This is a genomic window from Labedaea rhizosphaerae, from assembly GCF_004362825.1.
Taxonomy (GTDB): Bacteria; Actinomycetota; Actinomycetes; order Mycobacteriales; family Pseudonocardiaceae; genus Labedaea; species Labedaea rhizosphaerae.
The window spans coordinates 516,311-531,830 of record NZ_SNXZ01000003.1; the positions used below are offsets into that span (position 1 = coordinate 516,311).

General features: G+C 70.7%; 15 protein-coding genes. 6 read left to right on the forward strand and 9 right to left on the reverse strand.

The window, feature by feature from the left end; translation table 11 throughout:
- Positions 1–4: 4 nt before the first annotated feature.
- The 5 genes from EV186_RS19415 to EV186_RS19435 form a co-directional block, all read right to left on the reverse strand.
- Positions 5–1,813, reverse strand: coding sequence for a M1 family aminopeptidase (locus EV186_RS19415; protein ID WP_133850730.1), 1,809 nt, complete (start codon positions 1,811–1,813; stop codon positions 5–7).
- Between the two features lie 103 nt (positions 1,814–1,916).
- The gene (locus tag EV186_RS19420; protein WP_133850731.1) at positions 1,917–2,792 is read right to left on the reverse strand and encodes a lysophospholipid acyltransferase family protein; all 876 of its coding nucleotides are present in this window, start codon (positions 2,790–2,792) and stop codon (positions 1,917–1,919) included.
- Positions 2,789–3,550, reverse strand: coding sequence for a GNAT family N-acetyltransferase (locus EV186_RS19425; protein ID WP_133850732.1), 762 nt, complete (start codon positions 3,548–3,550; stop codon positions 2,789–2,791). Before EV186_RS19425 ends, EV186_RS19420 begins: the two co-directional genes overlap by 4 nt.
- Before the next feature lie 123 nt (positions 3,551–3,673).
- Positions 3,674–4,642 carry an electron transfer flavoprotein subunit alpha/FixB family protein gene (locus EV186_RS19430; protein WP_133850733.1) on the reverse strand — a complete coding sequence of 323 codons (969 nt, stop codon included), beginning with the start codon at positions 4,640–4,642 and terminating at the stop codon, positions 3,674–3,676.
- Positions 4,643–4,666: 24 nt separating this feature from the next.
- Positions 4,667–5,452, reverse strand: a complete 786-nt coding sequence (locus tag EV186_RS19435; RefSeq protein ID WP_133850734.1) for an electron transfer flavoprotein subunit beta/FixA family protein — start codon at positions 5,450–5,452, stop codon at positions 4,667–4,669.
- A 264-nt stretch (positions 5,453–5,716) separates the two neighbouring features.
- Here EV186_RS19435 and EV186_RS19440 point away from each other — a divergent pair, with 264 nt between their 5' ends.
- Positions 5,717–6,565 carry a DegV family protein gene (locus tag EV186_RS19440; RefSeq protein ID WP_133850735.1) on the forward strand — a complete coding sequence of 283 codons (849 nt, stop codon included), beginning with the start codon at positions 5,717–5,719 and terminating at the stop codon, positions 6,563–6,565.
- Between the two features lie 124 nt (positions 6,566–6,689).
- Here EV186_RS19440 and EV186_RS19445 read toward each other — a convergent pair whose 3' ends face one another.
- On the reverse strand, positions 6,690–7,271 hold the full coding sequence (locus EV186_RS19445) for an isochorismatase family protein (protein ID WP_133850736.1): 582 nt from the start codon (positions 7,269–7,271) through the stop codon (positions 6,690–6,692).
- A gap of 41 nt (positions 7,272–7,312) precedes the next feature.
- Here EV186_RS19445 and EV186_RS19450 point away from each other — a divergent pair, with 41 nt between their 5' ends.
- Genes EV186_RS19450 through EV186_RS19460 form a run of 3 tightly spaced genes read left to right on the forward strand, consistent with a single transcriptional unit; the run spans position 7,313 to position 10,045 of the window.
- Positions 7,313–8,071, forward strand: coding sequence for a class I SAM-dependent methyltransferase (locus EV186_RS19450; RefSeq protein ID WP_133850737.1), 759 nt, complete (start codon positions 7,313–7,315; stop codon positions 8,069–8,071).
- Positions 8,068–9,573: a 1,4-alpha-glucan branching protein domain-containing protein gene (locus EV186_RS19455; protein WP_133850738.1), complete on the forward strand. Its 1,506-nt coding sequence runs from the start codon at positions 8,068–8,070 to the stop codon at positions 9,571–9,573. The genes EV186_RS19450 and EV186_RS19455 overlap by 4 nt, the downstream gene beginning before the upstream one ends.
- Before the next feature lie 4 nt (positions 9,574–9,577).
- Complete coding sequence (locus tag EV186_RS19460; protein WP_208115691.1) at positions 9,578–10,045, forward strand: GNAT family N-acetyltransferase; 468 nt, start codon at positions 9,578–9,580, stop codon at positions 10,043–10,045.
- Positions 10,046–10,577: 532 nt separating this feature from the next.
- On the opposite strand, the gene EV186_RS19465 is transcribed toward EV186_RS19460, so the two are convergent.
- Positions 10,578–11,699, reverse strand: a complete 1,122-nt coding sequence (locus tag EV186_RS19465; RefSeq protein WP_133850739.1) for an HNH endonuclease signature motif containing protein — start codon at positions 11,697–11,699, stop codon at positions 10,578–10,580.
- Between the two features lie 318 nt (positions 11,700–12,017).
- A complete protein-coding gene (locus EV186_RS19470) occupies positions 12,018–12,785 on the reverse strand; it encodes an SDR family NAD(P)-dependent oxidoreductase (protein ID WP_133850740.1) in 768 nt (255 codons plus the stop codon).
- Between the two features lie 61 nt (positions 12,786–12,846).
- Between EV186_RS19470 and EV186_RS19475 the strand changes: the two genes are divergently transcribed.
- Positions 12,847–13,431, forward strand: a complete 585-nt coding sequence (locus EV186_RS19475) for a TetR/AcrR family transcriptional regulator (protein ID WP_166659235.1) — start codon at positions 12,847–12,849, stop codon at positions 13,429–13,431.
- 32 nt (positions 13,432–13,463) lie between these two features.
- Positions 13,464–14,717 (forward strand): glycosyltransferase family 4 protein, encoded by a 1,254-nt coding sequence (locus tag EV186_RS19480; protein ID WP_133850742.1) that lies wholly within the window; start codon positions 13,464–13,466, stop codon positions 14,715–14,717.
- Positions 14,718–14,732: 15 nt separating this feature from the next.
- On the opposite strand, the gene EV186_RS19485 is transcribed toward EV186_RS19480, so the two are convergent.
- Entirely contained in the window at positions 14,733–15,488 is a 756-nt protein-coding gene (locus tag EV186_RS19485; protein WP_133850743.1) for an acyltransferase, read from the reverse strand.
- Between the last annotated feature and the right edge of the window lie 32 nt (positions 15,489–15,520).

Here is a 15,520-nt window from a genome sequence, read left to right on the forward strand (position 1 = left end):
CCGGTCAGCCGATCACGCGGTGCTGGGACCAGAACGACGTCAGGTCGGTCGACCCGGCCGCCGCCTGCGCCGCCGCCTTGAAATCGGCCACTGTGGACACCCCGTACCAGTGGGACTGCGCGTAGGACTTCATCAGGTTGGCCATCGCCGTGTCCCCGATCAGCCGGCGCAGGTCGTGCAGGGTGCACTTGCCGTAGCCGTAGACCACCGACGAGTACCGCGACGAGTGGGCGTCCCAGTACGCCATCGAGTTCGTGAGCTGCTCGGCGCTGGACTGCCACGAGATCCCGCAGCCCGACCCGGTGATGCCCCGGTAGAGGTCCGTCGCGTAGTCGGTGAAGCCCTCGTCCAGCCACGGCGAGTTGTACTCGTCGTCGCCCACGATGCCGTAGAACCACTGGTGCGCCAGCTCGTGCGGCAGCGCGGTGCTCGACACGAGGTCGAGCACGAAGCCCGGGTACTCCATGCCGCCGAACCAGAAGTTGTTGTCCAGCACCACGTCCACCTCGCCGTACGGGTAGTCGCCGAAGCGGCCCGAGTGCACGTCGATGGCGTCCTTGGCCAGGTTCAGCATCGAGTTGGCCGAGCTCGTGCTGATCCCGCTGACCGAGTAGACGTTCACCTTGACGCCCTTGCCCGAGGTGGCGTTGATCTTGGCGAACGGTCCCGCGGCCCAGGCGAAGTCACGCACCTTGGTCGCGGTGGCGTGCGTGGTCGTGGTGGTGCCGCTGGTGGTCTCCGTGGACGTGCCGGTCGCCGGGGTCAGCAACGACGAGGGGTGCACCAGCGTGACGTCGAAGTCGCTGATCAGCGTGTAGAACGACTCGCCGTTGTTGGTGTACGGGTCGAGGTGCCACGCGGTGTCGCGCACCGCCACCACCGGCAGCGCGTTGCCGATCATCGAGTACGCGCCGTCGTGGCCGAACCGGTCCGCGCCGCTGGGGACGACGATCGACAGGTCGAACCCGATGGTCCCCGACTGCCCCTGCGCCAGCGGCGCGGGCAGCGTGATCTTCATTGCCGTGCACCCGACTTCGAGCGCGCCGGCCGTGCCACCGCTGACGTTCGTGACCGTGATCGGCGTGCTCGGGCACGAGCCGTGGTAGTTGTCCCAGAGGCGCAGGTAAACCTCGGTCAGCGGGTTGGCCGACGCGTTGGTGAACGACACCGACTCGTGCCCGGTCCACGTCGTGCCGGCCGTGTTCGAGGTCAGGGAAACGGTGTACTTCGGGTTGACCGGCGTGCGCACCCCGTCGAGCACGTCACCCCCGCCGCTCGTGGTGAGCGTGACGTCGTCGATGGCAAACGTGGTGGCGAGGCTCGAGTCCTCGGTGCCGGTGAACCCGAGGGTCACGGTCTGGCCGACGAATCCGGAGACGTCGATGGTGCGCGGGACGTAGGCGGATCCCTTGTTCAAGTTGGAAAAGGTTGCGACGGTGGTGGTGCCGAGCCTTACCGCGAGCCTGTCGTACTGCGTGCTGGCGGTCGTCTCCGACGAGGTGACCCGCAGCCAGAACGTCAGGCTCGCCGACCCGCACCCCGAAGGCAGCGTGAGCGACTGCGTCAAGGTGTCGGTGTGGGTGGTGCCGTAGCCGTCGAGCTTGGCCAGCTGCGTTCCGGAGTGCGCGGGTTGCGCCGTGGTGCCGGCCGCGATGACGCCACTGCTGGCGGTCCACGGCGTGGTCCCGCTCTCGAAGCCGCCGTTGGCGACGACCTGGTCGCCGCACGCGGCCGCGGTGGCCTGCGGTGCGGCGGCCACGGCCAGGCCGCCGAGCAGGAGTGCGGCGGCGGCCACGATCGATCTGGCTCTCATCGGGATTCCTTCCGGGCACGGGGAACTGCCGAATGGGCTAAACTCAGCGTGACCGAGTGAACACGCTGGTACAACGCCCGGTTTTTCCCAGGGAAGGACCCGGTCAGCGCGCCGACCGACTGGGCGCGCCCGGGAAATGCCGGCTTTTTGCCTGGGAAGGCACCCGACTTCCGGGGGTGGTCCCGCTGGTGAGCAGCGCGGCGGTGACCGAAGCGGACGCGAGCGCCGCCAGGTCGCGCCGGTGCGCCACGGTGCCGGGCGCGATCTCGTCGAGCACGACCACCTCGAGCACCAGCCCGCGCAGCCGCGCGACCCGGCGCACGCTGTCGATCAGCGTGTCCGCACCGACGAAGGACGGCGCGGGCGTGGGCGCACCGTCCACAGTGAACCGCAGCGCCACCGGCCGGACCGGCACCCCGGCGTCCAGCGCGGCCTGGAACAGCGCCGGGGTGAACCGGCCGAGCGCGGCGCCGCACCACGTGGTGCCTTCGGGGTTCGCCGTGACGACCGCACCACCGCGCAACGCGGTCGCGAGCTCGGCCACCGTGCCGGGCAAGGCACGCAGGCCCTCGCGGTCGAGGAACACCGTGCCCGCGGCGGCGACCACCCGGCCGATCACCGGCCAGGCACCGATCTCCTTCTTCGCGACCGCCCGCATGGGACGCACGGCGTTGACCGCGACGGCGTCCAGCCACGAGATGTGGTTGACCACCACGAGCGCGCCACGACCGGGCGTGACGACCAGCTCGCCCCGCACCCGCAGCCGCACCCCGAACGCCAGCAGCACCGCCCGGAACACCAGCCGCGCCGCGGCTTTCGGTAGCACCGCGAGCACCGGCGACACGATCACCGCGAGCAGCACCACGAACGCCGCGGCGATCATCCGGCCGGCGGCGCGGACCGCACCGACGGTCGGCTCGCCGCCCGCCCGGCACTCGGGCCCGCACGGTGAGCGCGGGAACCAGGCGTGGGTGCTCATCCCGTCTCCCCGAGGAAGAAACGCAGGTAACGCTGGTCCACATGCGACATTCCCAGCAGGACGAACAGGTCGGCCACGGCGAAGTCCGGGTCGTGGGCGGGCGGCCCGCACACCCACGCGCCCAGGCGCAGGTAGCCCTTCAGCAGCGGCGGCAGCACCGTGCGGACCGGCGGCTCCACGTCGGAGTTCCACGGCCGGTGCGGCGTCACGCGGTACTCGTCGGGCGCGTAGTGCTTGGCGCGCACCGTCTGCCAGACGCCCTTGGCGAACGAGCCGCCGTCGGCCAGCGGCACCGACGCGCACCCGCCGAGCCAGGAATGCCCGGACAGCACCATGTAGCGGGCGATCCCGGCCCACACGAGCCCGATGACGGCACCGCTGCGGTGGTCTGGGTGCACGCACGAGCGACCGGTCTCGACCAGGCCGTCGCGCAGCGGCGCGAGCGCGCCCAGGTCGAACTCGGTCTCCGAGTAGAGCCCGGCGCCCGCTCTTCCGGGCGGCAGCATGCGGTAGGTGCCGACGATCTCGCCCGAGTCGTCCGCACGCACCACGAGGTGGTCGCAGTACTCGTCGAAGGCGTCGACGTCGAGGCCGGGCACCGGCGAGTGCAGGGTGGCGCCCAGCTCACCGGCGAACACGGCGTGGCGAAGGCGTTGGGCGGCGGTGACCTCGTCACTGTCGCGCGCGACGAGGAGGGAGTACCTGGCGGTCCCGGCACCGGAGTCCGGGGTGGTCGCGAGCACCTGGGTCGTAACCATGGCCACAGGTGTAACCAGCGGTCGTGAACACCGGATGGGCCCACGTGTGGCGTTGCGGTGAAGACAAAACGGCGGGGCGGTCCCCAGTCGCTGGGAACCGCCCCGCCGGGCTTGCCGAAAGGATCAGCCCTTGCGCTTGCCGACCTCTTCGGTGAGCTGCGGCGCGACCTTGAACAGGTCGCCCACGACGCCGAAGTCGGCGATCTCGAAGATCGGCGCCTCCTCGTCCTTGTTCACCGCGACGATCGTCTTCGAGGTCTGCATGCCGGCCCGGTGCTGGATGGCCCCCGAGATGCCCAGCGCGATGTAGAGCTGCGGGGACACCGTCTTGCCGGTCTGGCCGACCTGGAACTGCGCCGGGTAGTAGCCCGAGTCGACGGCCGCGCGGGAGGCACCGACCGCCGCGCCGAGCGCGTCGGCGAGCTTCTCCACGACCTCGAACTGCTCGGCCGAACCGACGCCGCGACCACCGGAGACGACGACGGAGGCCTCGGTGAGCTCCGGACGGTCGCCACCGGTCACCGGCTCGCTGCCGGTGATCTTGGCCGACTTGGCCGCGTCGACCGCGGGCACCTCGACCGACTCCTCGGCCGCCGCACCGTCGGCCTGCTCGGGCTCGATGCTGCCGGCCCGCACGGTCACCACGGGCGTGCCCTTGGTGGACTTGGCCTTGACCACGAAGTCGCCACCGAAGATCGAGTGGGTCGCGACGACCTCGTCACCCTGCGCCTCGACGTCGACGACGTCGACGAGGAAACCGGAGCCCAGGCGCACGGCCAGCCGGCCGCCGATCTCCTTGCCGTCGGCCGAAGCGGTGAGCAGCACCGCGGCCGGGGACGCCGAGCCGACGAGCTTCTCCAGCACGTCGACCTTCGGGGTCACCAGGTAGCCGGCGGCCTCATCGGACTCCGCCACATAGACCTTCGCCGCGCCGTAGGACGCGAGCGACTCCTTGAGCTTGCCTGCCGCGCCGGGTGCCCCGACGACGACCGCGGCCGGCTCACCGAGCCGGCGTGCGGCCGTGAGCAGCTCGAAGGTGCTCTTCTTGGCCTCGCCGTCCACGTGGTCGACGAGGACGAGAACCTCTGCCATTGGTTGCTTTCCTCCTCGTGCGACTCAGATGAGCTTCTGGGATACCAGGTACTCGGCGACCTTCACGCCGCCGTCACCCTCGTCGGCGACCTTCTGACCGGCCTGGCGCGGCGGCTTCGGGGACGCCTCGAGCACCTGCGTCCATGCGCTCGCGAGCCCGACCTCGTCGGCCGACAGGCCGAGGTCGGCGACGGTGAGCGTCTCCACCGGCTTCTTCTTCGCGGCCATGATGCCCTTGAACGACGGGTAGCGCGGCTCGTTGATCTTCTCGCCGACGCTCACCACCGCGGGCAGGTTCGCCTCGAGGTGGGTGATGCCGTCGGAGGTCTCGCGCTCCACCTTGATGGCCGAGCCCTCGACGGTGACCTTGCGCGCGTGGGTGAGCTGCGGGTAGCCCAGCAGCTCGGCCAGGATCGCGGGCACCGCGCCCGCGACGCCGTCGGTGGACTCGTTGCCCGCGATGACGAGGTCGACGCCGTCGACCTTGCCGATCGCCGCGGCGAGCACCTTGGCGGTCTGGATGACGTCCGCACCGTGCAGGGCGGCGTCGCTGACGTGGATCGCCTTGTCCGCGCCCATCGACAGGGCCTTGCGGATGGCCTCGGTCGCGCGGTCGGGGCCGACGCTGAGCACGGTGACCTCGCCCTCCGAGGCCTCCTTGATCAGCAGAGCCTCCTCGACGGCGCGCTCGTTGATCTCGTCGAGCACGGCGTCGGCCGAGTCGCGGTCCAGCGTCTTGTCACCGTCGCTGAGCTTGCGTTCCGAGTAGGTGTCAGGCACCTGCTTCACCAGAACAACGATGTTTGGCATGGGTCTTCTTCGACCTCCTGTGAACTAGCGTCGCCGCGGTGCGCACGTGAGCCGGGGGCGCTGATCGGCCGGGTTGGGGCTGACCTTGCCATGCGGCCTGGCCATTGGCACGGTGGCCTCCACCACTGGGGCCTCCACCACGCCGATGTTACTCCCCGGTAGCTTACGGGAGCCGCCGCATCCGGGGCGACATGGGGTGACGGCGCTCACCCCTCGGCACCTCGGGCCCAGGCATTGATCCCCTGAACGGGTTAACCTGCCGCCATGCCCGGACGTGTCGCCCTCGTGACCGACTCCACCGCGTGCCTGCCCGAAGAGGTCGCACAGCAGTGGGGAATCGGCGTCGTGCAGATGCAGATCAAGGTCGGGCAGCAGGTCGACATCGAGTCCAGGATGCCCAAGCAGCGCCTGATCGACGCGCTGAGAGCGGGCGAGCAGGTCACCACCGCGCCGCCGGACCCGGCGGCGTTCTTCTGGGCCTACCAGGAAGCCGCGGCCAACGGCGCGGACGCGGTGCTGTCGGTGCACGTCTCCGCCCGCCAGTCCCGCACCGTGCAGGCGGCCCAGGAAGCGGCCAAGCAGGCAGCGATCCCCGTCCAGGTGGCCGATTCCGGCACGACCGGCATGAGCCTCGGCTACGCCGTGCTCGCCGCGGCCCGGGTGGCCGGTGCGGGCGGCACCATGAAGCGGGTGGTCGACACCTTGCGCAAGCGGCTGTCGGGCAGCACCGAACTGATCTACGTGGACACGCTCGAGTACCTGCGCCGCGGCGGCCGGATCGGCGGCGCGGCGGCCCTGCTCGGCGGCGCCTTCTCCGTCAAGCCGCTGCTGGTGATGGACCAGGGCCAGATCACGCCGCTCAGCCGCGCGATCGGCACCGACCGCGCGCTGCGCAAGCTCGTCGACACGGCGGTGCAGCGAGCGGACGGTCGCCCGGTCGACGTGGCCGTGGAGCACTTCGGGGCGCCGGCGCGGGCCCAGGCGTTGTTGCAGGCGCTGGTGCCGCGGCTGGGTGAGACCCACGAGGCCACGGTGACCGACGTCAGCTCCAGCATCGGCGTGCACGTCGGGCCCGGGGCACTTGGTGTCGCGTTGTCACCGAGCGATCTCTAAGCGTCCCAACGCATTCCCCGGGCGCTGCGTGGAATTCCCCGGACAGTAAGGAGCCCCGCTGCCTGGGGGTAACAGCGGGGCCGGGGTGACACGGTAGTCGGATCCGATCACCTTCGCCAGTGTTTCAGCGAAGCACGCCAAGCAATTCTCCGATGACCGTGCCCGAAGTGGTCGGGACGGCGTGCTCGGCGGCGCTGCGCAACGCCTGTTCGTGCTTGTCGCGTGAGTAGTCCGCGACCGCGTCGGCCACGAAGAACGACTCGACGCCGAGCGCGTGCGCATCCATGGCCGTGCGCAGGCAGCCACCACGCGCGTGCAAGCCGGTGACGATCACCTGATCCCGGCCTTGCGCGCGCAAAGCCGCCGCCAGGGTCTCTTGCCGGGCCCGGTTGTCGCGTCGCCTGCGCAGGCTCAGGTCGCGTGGCCGCGGCGCGACGGCGGCGAGCACCGGCCACGGCTGCGCGCCGGAGACCGACGAGTACGCGATCGGGATGCCGAGTTCCCGGCAGGTGTCGCGGATCTTGGCGATGTTGTGCACGAGTTCCAGTGCGGGCGAGCGGTCGCCTGCGAACGCGCGCAGGAAACCGTGCTGCATGTCGTGGATCACCAGCAGGCAACGCTCGGCGTGGCAACGGCCGTACCGGGCCGGCGACGGCAAGTGCGCCACCGTGGGCATCCGGTAGGGCGTGACGGTGTGCGGACCCATGGGAAGCACCTCTCTCAGCGCTCGCGGGTAGCCTGCGGGCCGTGACGACGCAGCGATCGGTCGAGCCGCTCCCCCTGACCGGTGAGCGGACCGTGCCCGGTGTCGCCCAGGAGAACTACTGGTTTCGCCGCCACGAGGCTGCTTATCGTGCGCTGGCGCGGTACTGCGCCGGTGCAGTCGTGCTCGAGGCCGGCTGTGGCGAGGGTTACGGCGCCGACCTGCTCGCGCGGGACGCGGCCGTGGTGCTCGGGCTCGACTACGACGAGCTGACCGCGCGGCACGTCGCGGCCGCCTACCCGGCGGTGAAAGCCCTGCGCGGCAACCTGGCAGCCCTGCCGCTGCGCTCGGCGTCGGTGGACGTCGTGGCGAACCTGCAGGTCATCGAGCACCTGTGGGACCAGGCGGGATTCCTCGCCGAGTGCGTGCGGGTGCTGCGCCCGGGTGGACGGCTGCTCGTCACGACGCCGAACCGGATCACCTTCTCCCCCGGCCGGGACACGCCGCTGAACCCGTTCCACACCCGCGAACTGGCCCCGGCCGAACTGGCCGAACTGGTGCGCGAGGCCGGGCTGGAGCTGGAGTTGCTCGCGACCCTGCGGCACGGGCCGCGGTTGCGTGCGCTGGACGAGCGGCTGGGCGGCTCGATCATCGACGCGCAGGTCGAGGTCGCCGTGTCCGGCGCGCCCTGGCCGCCCGCGCTGCTGGCCGCGGTGACCTCGGTGACGTGTGCGGACTTCGAGATCTCGACAGCGGAACTCGACGCGGGCCTGGACGTGGTCGCCGTCGCGGTGCGGCCGTGAGCGATCCGATCGGCTCGTTCAGCCTCGTCCTGCACAGCCACCTGCCGTGGCTGCCGCACCACGGCGCGTGGCCGGTCGGCGAGGAATGGCTCTACCAGGCGTGGGCGCATTCGTACCTGCCGGTGCTCGACCTGGTGCGCGAGTTCGCCGAGGAGGGTCGCACCGACGTGCTGACCCTCGGCGTGACACCGGTGCTCGCCGCGCAGCTGGACGACCCGCACGCGTTGCGCGCGTTCCACGACTGGCTCGGCATGTGGCAGCTGCGGGCGCACTCGGCCGCCGTGCGCTGGCAGCGCGACGACCCGTTGCTGCGTGAGCTCGCCGCCGCCGAGCACCGGGCGTCGTCGCGGGCGCTCGAGGAGTTCGAAACCCGGTGGCGGCACGGGTTTTCGCCGGTGCTGCGGCCGCTGGTCGACGCGGGGGTCGTCGAGTTGCTCGGCGGGCCGGCCACGCACCCGTTCCAGCCGTTGCTCGACCCGCGGGTGCGCCGGTTCGCGCTCGCGGAAGGCTTGGCGGACACGGCATTGCGGCTCGGCCGTGCGCCCGAGGGCATCTGGGCGCCGGAGTGCGGGTACGCGCCCGGGATGGAGGCCGGGTACGCGGCCGCGGGCGTGCGGCGGTTCCTTGTGGACGGTCCGTCGACGCGGGGCGAGACCCACGCGGGGCGACCGGTCGGGTCGTCCGATGTGGTCGCCTTCGCCCGGGACCTGAACGTCACCTACCGCGTCTGGTCGCCGAAGGCCGGGTACCCCGGGCACGACGCGTACCGCGACTTCCACACCTACGACCACCCGTCCGGGCTGAAACCCGCGCGGGTGACGGGGAAGCAGGTGCCGCCCGAGCGCAAACGTCCGTACGACCCGCTGCTGGCGCGGGACGCGATCCGCCGCCACGCCGACGACTTCGTGTCCACGGTGGTGTCCCGGCTGAAGGACCTGCAGGCCGAGCAGGGTGCGCCGGGCCTGGTGGTGGCCGCGTACGACACGGAGTTGTACGGGCACTGGTGGCACGAAGGTCCCGAGTGGCTGCGGCAGGTGCTGCGGATGCTGCCGGAGGCGGGCGTGCGCGTGACCACGTTGCGGGGCGCGCAAGCCGCCGGGCACGTGGGTGACCCGATCGAGTTGCCCGCGTCGTCGTGGGGCTCGGGCAAGGACTGGCGGGTCTGGGACGGTGCGCAGGTGTCGGACCTGGTGGCGGCCGGCGCGTCTGTGCAGGCCGAACTGCTGTCCGTTGTGGATGATCACGGTGGTGCCGCGCGCGACTTCGTGCTGGACCAGATCGCCCGCGAGGCGTTGCTGGCGTTGTCCAGCGACTGGGCTTTCATGGTCACCAAGGACTCGGCGGCGCAGTACGCCCGCGACCGGGCCGCCGAGCACCAGCGCCGGTTCACCGAACTGGCCGCGCTGGTGCGGGCCGGGCGGCCCGCGCTCGACCTGGCCCGCCGGTACTGGGCGAGCGACGGGATATTCGGTCGGCTGGACGCCCGCGCTCTGCGACAGTGACCGGGTGGACGAATCCAGGATCGCGGAACTGGCCAAGATCGAGGACCTCTCGGTCGCGCCGTTCACCGCGCTGGGCATGGTCTTCCCACCGGACGACCCGGCCGAGGTGATCCGCGGCGCCGAGGCCGTGCTGGTCGAGGGCGACCCGCCGGTGGCGTTCGCGGCGCTCGGCCGGCTCGGCCCCGACGCCCACCTCGAGCAGATCGCGGTGCACCCGGACCACGGCGCCCGCGGGATCGGCACCCGCCTGCTGCTCGCCTCGTTCGACTGGGCCCGCGGCGCCGGGTACCGGCGGATGGTCCTGACGACCTTCACCGACATCCCGTGGAACGGTCCGTGGTACACCAGACACGGTTTCCGCGAACTGCCGTATGCCGAGTGCTCCCCCGAGCTGCAGGCGGTGCGGGACGCCGAGATCGAGTCCGGTTTGGACGCCATGGCGCCCCGCCTCGTGATGGTGCGCGAGCTGTGAACCTGGACGAGCAAGAGATCGCCGAGCTCGTGAAAATCGAGTACGCCTCGGGCCGGTTGTTCACCGACCTGGGCATGGTGTTCCCCCGCACGACCCGGCCGAGGTGTTGCGCGCCGCGAGCTGCCCCACGAGGAGTGCTCCCTCGGGCTGCAGGCGGTGCGGGACGCCGAGATCCAGTCTGGTTTGGACGCCATGGCGCCCCGCATGGCCATGGCCCGTGACCTGGCTTGACCGCTGGGTTTCCACATCCACCCTGTGAAGGTTGGCGTGCTGCGGATAGTGGGTCCGAGTGGGTGGCTGACGGGGGTTGAGTGTTCCGGGGTGGTGCTCTCGTGTGGGTGTTGCTGCCGCGGGTGTTCGCCGCCGGTGGCTGGTTTGGCCTCGGGGCTGGTGGCGGCGAACACCCTTGCCACCGGTGCCGGTGGTTGCGTGGCGTGGGTGGTCCGGTTGAGGGGTTGCGTTGCGAGGGCGCCCTGCGGTTGCCGGGGTGGTCCCGGCGGTGGCTGAGTTACAGGAATTTACGCGGCGTCTTTTAGCCGGCGCGTTGCAGCCAGGGTGGTGGGGTGAATACCGGCAGCCCGTTATCCATATGGACTGTCCATTCGGTGTGATGGATCAGCCGATGGTGGTACGGGCATACCAGGACCAGGTTGTCGAGCGTTGTCGGTCCGCCGTCGGCCCAATGTTTGATGTGGTGGGCGTGGCATTGGTGTGGTGTTCGTGCGCATCCGGGTGCGGCGCAGCCTTGGTCTCGGATGGCGAGGGCTCTGCGCAATCGTTTATCGGCCAGGCGGCGGGTTTCGCCGATATCCAGTGGCTGGGATTGGCCGCCGAGGACGACGGGGATGATTTTCCCCTCGCACGCTACCCGGCGGGCCTGCTCCGGGGTCAGGGTGCGGGCATCGTCGAGGATGGCCCGGCCGATCCGGGTCTGCAGAGTCTCCAAGGAGACCGTCACCGCGATGTGGGGGCGCTCGCCACCCTCAGCCGGAGCCTGGCCGGAGTCGGCGGCGAACCCGATGATCTCCGCCAGGGCGTCGCCCTGCCGCTCGCTCAGGATCCGGTCATCCTGAGGCTGCGGCTTGGCCAGCGGGGAGAGCAGCGCGCGCAGCACGCTCGCGTCTTCGCCGCCGAAGCGGAACTGGCCCGACAGCGACCCGTCGCGGTGCTCGTACAGGTCCAGCGTGTTCTGCGCATCCACCACCATTCGTTCGATGGGTTTGCGACCGTCTGGGTTGAGGGCGTCGACGATGCGCTCGCCCAGGCGGATGAGCTGGGTCGGATTGAACTTCCGGGCCAACCCCGTCATGTCCGCCTCGACCTGCTCGGCGTGCTCGACCGGGACCGACTCCACCGTGGTGGCGATCTTGTCCACATGCGCACCGGAGATCTCCCCCGCCGCCATCGCCGCCCGCGCGGCAGGCAGCCGCAGCGGGATCGACTGACCAGTGATCCCCACCTTCGGACACAACAACTCAACGTGGCGTTCGAGGCGCTTGGCCTCGAGGGCGGTCACGTGCAGGACATCCTGCAGGAACCGCCACAACTGCGGATACCCCGACTCTTTCCACTCGAGCTGGGAAATGTCGTCGAGCAGCTTCAACTCCAGACGCCGCAACTGCGCGACAGTCGAGTTAAGCTCCCCCAGCTCCATACCCCGATCATACCACAACAATCGACCAAACGGCCTAACCGAAGAATGGTGGAATATTCCGGTCTTTCACGCAGCCCAGCCACCACCGGGACCACCAAACAAACGGCAGGCAACAGCGCAACGCAACCATTCAACCCAGCCACCCACGCAGCGCAAACCGCCGGCACCGTCGGCAAGGGTGTTCGCCGCCCCCACCCCGAGACCAACCCAACCACCCAGCGGCGAACACCCGCGGCAGCCGCCCTTAATAGAGGGCCACCACCCCAACCCGAGGCCAAACCGCCTGTTCGAGGCCGCCGATGGCGCAGCGAACCGGAATCAGCTGGTGATCCGCCCACCGGCCACGTCGATCGTGATCCCGGTCAACCAGGAAGCCGAGTCCGAAGCCAGGAACACGGCCGCCTCGGCCACGTCCGCCGTCTCCCCGATCCGCTTCAACGGATGCATTTCCGCGATCTGCTTGGCGATCTCCGGCGGCATGTTCGCCGACACGCGCTCGGTCCGGATCGACGACGGCGCGACGCAGTTCACCCGCACCCCGGCCGGCCCGACCTCCGTCGCCACCTTCTGGCTCAACATCACCACGCCGGCCTTGGCCGCCGAGTAGGCGCCGGGCGAAACCATGCCCGCCATCCGCCCCGCACTGGACGACATCGTCACGACCGCGCCCGAGCCGCGAGAGATCATCCCCGGCACGAACGCCCGCAGCGCGAGGAAGGTCGCGGTCAGGTTCTCGTCGACCGCCGTGCGCCACTCCTGCTCGGACATCTCCATCAGCGGCTTGGGCCGCGAGGGGTTCCCACCAGCGAACGCCATCAGCACGTCGACCGGTCCGAACTCGGCCTCGGCGCGGTCGCGCAGGTGCTCCAGCGCCGCCATGCTCGTGGCCTCCGCCGCGACGGCCATCGCGGTGCCGCCGTCGCGCTCGATGGCCGCCACGACACCGGCCATGGCCGTCTCGTCGCGGCCGGACACCACGACCTTCGCGCCCTGCTCGCCCAGCAGCCGCGCGGTCCGCGCGCCGATGCCCCGTGAACCGCCGGTCACCACGGCGACCTTGCCCTCGAACCCTGAATAGCTGGTCATGACGTCCCCAGATGTGCGATAATTGGACTTACTGTAAATCCAATATAGTGGAGGGAGCCTCGTGAGTCCACGCTCTTACAACTCCGCCAAGCGCAAGCAGGGCGCCGAGGAGACCAAGGACCGGATCGTCTCTTCAGCGCGCGCGCTGCTCGCCGGCCGGAACCCGCAGCTCTCGCTGGACGCCGTGGCCAAGCACGCCGACGTGTCGCGCCAGACCGTCTACAACGCGTTCGGCGGCAAACGCGGCTTGCTCGAGGCGCTCTGCGACCACCTGGCCGGGCGCGGCGGCCTGCACCGGCTCGGCGAGGCCTTCACGTCGAAAGACCCGCTGGGTGAGCTGGTCGCGACCTTCGCCGCTTTCTGGAAGCACGACCTGGTGGCCACGCGCAGGCTGCGGGCGTTCGCGGCGCTCGACGACGACCTGCGCGCGGTGATCGCCGACCGCGACCAGCGCCGCCGGCTCGCGATCAGCGAGGTGCTGCGGCGCGCGGGTATGACCGCGGACGACCGGTTGACCACGCTGCTGTGGACGCTCACGAGCTTCGAGACCTACGACACCGTGGCCGGCGAACGCGGCCACGACGAGGCCGTCGCGGTTCTGCGCGACGCGGCCGTCGCCCTCGCGGGAATCGGTACCGGTGAGTAGGTCCGCGGCCGCGGGTGCGAGGATCACGGGCGATGCGTGTGCTGATGTTGTCGTGGGAGTACCCGCCGGTCGTGGTCGGCGGCCTCGGCAGGCACGTGCACGCGCTGGCCCGTCACCTGGCCCTGCGCGGCGACGACGTGACCGTGTTGTGCCGCCACGAGGCCGGCACCGACGCCGTGACGCACCCGACCGAGGACGTCGTGTGCGACGGCGTGCGGGTGATCAGGGTGGCCGAGGACCCGCCGCACCTGGTGTTCGAGCGCGACCTCGTCGCGTGGACCCTCGCCATGGGGCACGCCATGATCCGCGCGGGCAACGACCTGCTGAAGACCTGGCGCCCCGACGTCGTGCACGCCCACGACTGGCTGGTCACGCACCCCGCGACCGCGCTCGCCGAGCAGGCCGGTGTCCCGCTGGTCGCGACCCTGCACGCCACGGAGGCCGGACGGCACTCCGGCTGGCTCTCCCAGCCGCTCAACCAGCAGGTCCACTCGGTCGAGTGGTGGCTCGCCAACCGCGCCGACCGCCTGATCACGTGCTCCTCGGCCATGCGTGCCGAGGTGGCCCACCTCTTCGACGTCGAGCCGGACGGCATCGACGTGATCCACAACGGCATCGAGCGGCGCGACTGGCGCGCCCCAGCCGCCCGGGTGGCCCAGACCAGGGCGAAGCACAGTGCCGCTGACGCGCCGGTGATCTTCTTCTTCGGCCGGCTCGAATGGGAGAAGGGCGTCCAGGACCTGATCGCGGCGCTCCCCCGCATCCGCCGCAGCCACCCCGGCACGCGGTTGGTGGTCGCCGGACGCGGTTCGCACGCGCAGTGGCTGGCGGACCGGGCCCGCAAGCACCGCGTGCGCCGGGCCGTGGACTTCGTCGGGCACCTCTCGGACCGCGAGCTGACCGCGACCCTCGCGGCGGCCGATCTCGTTGTCCTGCCGAGCAAGTACGAGCCGTTCGGCATCGTGGCGCTGGAGGCGGCGGCCGCCGGGGCACCGCTGGTGGCATCGACCGCGGGCGGGCTGGGCGAAGTGGTCCAGCACGGCCGGACCGGGTTGTCGTTCGAGCCGGGCGACGTGGACGGGCTGACGGCGGCCGTCCGGTCCGTTTTGGACGATCCGGCCGCCGCGGCGCGGCGAGCCAAGGCCGCCCGCGAACGCTTGGCCACCGACTTCGACTGGACCAAGATCGCGGCCGCGACCGCCCAGGTCTACGACGCCGCCGTCCCCCGCCGCGGTGAGCCGCTCGGCCGTCCCAAGATCCCGACCGGCAACATCTTCGGCCGTTAGGTCAAAGCGGCGCCGTCAGGTGCTGTTCAGCGTCTTCTTCAACGCCGCGGATGCCTTGCGCGCCATGTCTTCCACGGCCGCGCGGCGCTCCGCGTCCGCCTGGTAGATCGCGCGCCGGTCGCGGACCACCTTCGCGGGCATCCCGGCGGCGATGGCGTAGTCGGGCACGTCACCGCGTACGACCGCGTGGGCACCGATCACGCAGCCCCGGCCGATCCGGCTGCCCTTGGTGACGGTGACCTTCGTGCAGAGCCAGGTGTCCGGGCCGATCCGCACCGGCGACTTGACGATGCCCTGGTCCTTGATCGGCACCGAGATGTCGGCGGTGACGTGGTCGAAGTCGCAGATGTAGACCCAGTCGGCGACCAGCGCGGCCTCGCCTAGCTCGATGTCCAGGTAGCAGTTGACCACGTTCTGCCGGCCGAACACCGCCTTGTCGCCGATGCGCAGCGAACCCTCGTGGCAGCGGATGGCGTTGCCGTCGCCGATGTGCACCCAGCGGCCGATCTCCATGCGCCCGAAACCCGGACGGCAGTGCAGCTCCACGTCCTTGCCCAGGAACACCATGCCGCGCAGGATCACGTGCGGGTTCGCGATCCGGAACTTCAGCAGCCGCCAGTACCGCACGAGGTACCAGGGCGTGTACGCGCGATTGCGCAACACCCACCGCAGCGAATCGAGGGTGAGGAACTTCGCCTGCATCGGATCGTGCCTGGTCCGCCGCCACGACCGCAGCCGCTGCGCGACCGGCGATCCCCACATGGACGTCATGCCACGGCAAACTACCTGGTGACCCGCAGGAG